Annotated in this window: 4 protein-coding genes; 1 reads left to right on the top strand and 3 read right to left on the bottom strand. The window is 30.3% G+C overall.

Annotation, left to right across the window (positions count from 1 at the left end):
* Positions 1–317: 317 nt before the first annotated feature.
* The gene (locus tag SVN78_09660) at positions 318–803 is read left to right on the top strand and encodes an RbsD/FucU family protein (GenBank protein MDY6821870.1); all 486 of its coding nucleotides are present in this window, start codon (positions 318–320) and stop codon (positions 801–803) included.
* A 156-nt stretch (positions 804–959) separates the two neighbouring features.
* Here SVN78_09660 and SVN78_09655 read toward each other — a convergent pair whose 3' ends face one another.
* The 3 genes from SVN78_09655 to SVN78_09645 all read right to left on the bottom strand — a co-directional run.
* Positions 960–2,045, bottom strand: coding sequence for a pyridoxal-phosphate dependent enzyme (locus SVN78_09655; GenBank protein MDY6821869.1), 1,086 nt, complete (start codon positions 2,043–2,045; stop codon positions 960–962).
* Positions 2,032–2,724 (bottom strand): amino acid racemase, encoded by a 693-nt coding sequence (locus SVN78_09650; GenBank protein MDY6821868.1) that lies wholly within the window; start codon positions 2,722–2,724, stop codon positions 2,032–2,034. Before SVN78_09650 ends, SVN78_09655 begins: the two co-directional genes overlap by 14 nt.
* A 4-nt stretch (positions 2,725–2,728) precedes the next feature.
* Positions 2,729–3,299: cation:dicarboxylase symporter family transporter (locus tag SVN78_09645; protein ID MDY6821867.1), on the bottom strand; the 571-nt coding region annotated here is incomplete at its 5' end.

Genomic DNA, 3,299 nt, shown 5'->3' with positions numbered 1-3,299 from the left:
AAAACGATTCCCCTAATTGTTTGTGCGCTTAAATCTGAGAAATTAAATAGTATAAACAAAGTAACAATTATAAATAAACAAGTTTTTAAATAAAATTTTCCAGCAACATTTTTTTTCATAACACACCTCCTAAGTTTTTATAAGATATATAATTAAAATATCAAATGCTAATGATTGTTTTGCAAAATCATTGTAAATAGAATTTTAAAATATTGTAATATTTAATTTGCATATGCATTAGGTATGGGATAATATAGGTTTATAGAGAATAAGAGATAGAAAATGCAAAATCTAAAAATAAAGAGGAGGTAATTTATATGAAAGCATTAAGATTTTTTTTTATGCTATGGACAGCTTTTTTACTAGCATGTGGAGGTGGTTTTACAATGTTAAAAACAAGTGTATTGCACCCAGAAATTTTAGAAGCACTAGCTAAAGCTGGTCATGGAGCTAAAATCGTTGTAGCTGATAGTAATTACCCCTTTGATGTTATGTCGAACCCTAAAAGTAAAAAGGTTTATTTGAATCTTGCTCCTGGTAAACTTAACGTAAGTGATGTGCTAGAAGCACTTTCAAGTGTAATTGAGATTGAATCTGCACAAGCAATTTATCCAGACGGTGGTCCTGAACCTCCAATTTTCAAAGAGTATAGGAGAATTCTGCCAAAGGATATAAAAATAGAAAAGTTAGGAAGATTTGATTTTTATAAAGCTGCAAAAGCTGATGACGTATGTCTCATTATTGCCACAGGTGAACAAAGGACGTGGTCTTGTATTATTTTGACTATTGGGGTTGTGCAATAGCATAATAACTTTTAGTTTGCTTTATTTTTAAACAGACATCATTTATGTAATATTTTAAGGCTGTTTTTTAATGTTTTATTTTGTTTAATTAATTTTGTTAGTTATTGTTGCTGTTAGTAAATACTATATTTTATTTTAATTTTAAAATTTTGAAAATTAATCTAATTTTAATCCTGAACCAGTTAAAACTATTAGTGAATCAGCTGATTTTTTTTGTAAAAACGCACCATATCCTAAGGCAGCAGTTGGCTCAATAATATATCCATATTCAAACAATTTTTTATGTGCAATATCAATAGATTCTTCAGGAACGCTGATGATTTCACCCTTTGACTCTTTTACTGCCCTAATTATTTCTTCTAATCTAGGCGGATCTTCTATTAGTGTTCCTTCAGCAATTGAATAATCCGACGAAAAACCCTTTAAAATGCCTTTTTTTGAAAAATATGTCAAGGGTGAACAATTTTGAGGCTGGACTGCATAGAGTTTTGGCACGTCTTTAATTAGTCCAAGTTGTAATAGATCTAGAAATCCATAATATAAACCAAGAAAAAGGGTACCATTACCAGTGGGGACAAATATATGTTTTGGGATATTTCCGCTTAACTGTTCATATATTTCGTAGGCAATGCTTTTAACTCCCTCTATAAATATCCAGTTATAAGCGTGTGAAGCATAAAAACAGCTTTTAGATTGTTTTATCGCTTCTTCTGCAACTTTTTTTCTGCCCCCTTGTATTTTATTAATGTTTGCACCCAACAGATTAAGTAATTTTAATCTATTATTTTTTATATAATCTGGCACAAATATATTTGCCTTAACCAATGCCTTTGCAGCATACATTGCATAGGATATCCCAGCATTACCTGATGAGTCCTCTATGAATTTATTAATATTTTTTGATTTCAATAGTGATATTAGAATGCTACTGCCCCTATCTTTAAAAGAACCAGAAGGGTTCATATATTCAAGTTTAAAATATAATGTTTTGTCTCCTTTATTTTCAGTGATAAGAGGCGTAAAACCTTCTCCTAATGAAATAATATTAGAAAGTAGTTGTGTGGGTAAGTAATGTGAGTATCTCCACATTGAATATTTCTTATTATCTACTACTAGTTTATGTGTATTTTTGTTAAGTTTATATTGTAATTTTAGTGGCTTACCGCACTCACATCTTAATATTTCGAGACTTAATGGATATTCTCTGCCGCAAATATTACATATTAATTTAAGATCCTTCATATGCTAATTTTACAACCTTTTTTGCTAGAATAAGATTTGAGTCTATAATGCTTTCTTTATAATCTATGAAGGGGAGTAAAATTGGCAATTCTGTGCAGGCGACTATTAATATTGTATTTTTATGATCACTTAGCTTATCTATTAATTTTATAAAAGATTTGGCTGCATTTTTAGTATCCCCTTTTTTTACTGTTAAAATAATTTCCATAATTTGTTTTTGTTCTTCATAATTAGGATATACTAATGGAAAATTATTAAAATATTCATTATATATGTGAGATTTTACAAGTCCATCAGTGCCAAGAACTAAAATTTTAGCGATATTTTTATAATTTTTACAAATATATTCTTTTACTGATTCTATCATGTCGATAAATTCTATACTTTTGTTTAAATCCTTTAAAAGTTTTTTTACAAAATAGTGGGCAGTATTACAAGGCATACACAAGAGATGGCACTTGCCATTAATTAATCTATTTGCTGATTCTAATATATAAGGGTATGGATTTTGGCCATTACCTAAGATATATTTAGTTCTATCGGGTACTTGTGGATAGTTGTCTATTATTAAATGTAGGTGATCTTGATCTTTTTCTACTTTTGACTCATCGAGTATTTTTTTAAAAAAATCAAGGGTAGCATAAGGCCCCATTCCACCAATTATCCCAACTGTTTTCATTGGCTTACCATAAACTTCTATCTATTTCATTCTCAATAGATCCTACAAAAACTGTTCCAACGAGATCGCCTGTAACATTTATGCAAGTTCTACCCATATCCATTAAGGCATCTGCTCCCAATATAATTGTATATAAGGATGCAACTTTTGGGTCATTTAGGGAGAGGCCTAAACTGTTTAAGACCATAACAAGCATTATTAGGCCGGCTCCTGGAATACCAGCTGTTCCAATTGAAGCTAATGTTGAGACAATAATTAATACAAATATTTTAGAGTTTAATAGATCAATATTTAGCGCTGTTGAAATAAATACAGCGCATACACTTAGATAAATTACTGTGCCATCCATATTCATTGTTGCTCCAATTGGAAGACTGAAGGAATAGATGCTCTTTGAGACACCTAATTTTCTTTCAGCTACATCCATAGATATGGGTAATGTCCCGCTGCTACTTCTGGTAACAAAGGCAGTTATTATAGCTTCTTTTGCCTTAGAGAAAAATTTAAGGGGAGAACATTTAGCATAGTATAATAAAGGAGCGTAAATTAGAATAACTAAAAGAATTAGAGCTAAA

The sequence above is a fragment of the Deferribacterota bacterium genome (assembly GCA_034189185.1).
Lineage (GTDB): Bacteria > Chrysiogenota > Deferribacteres > Deferribacterales > UBA228 > UBA228.
This window is presented reverse-complemented; position numbering and strand designations above follow the sequence as displayed.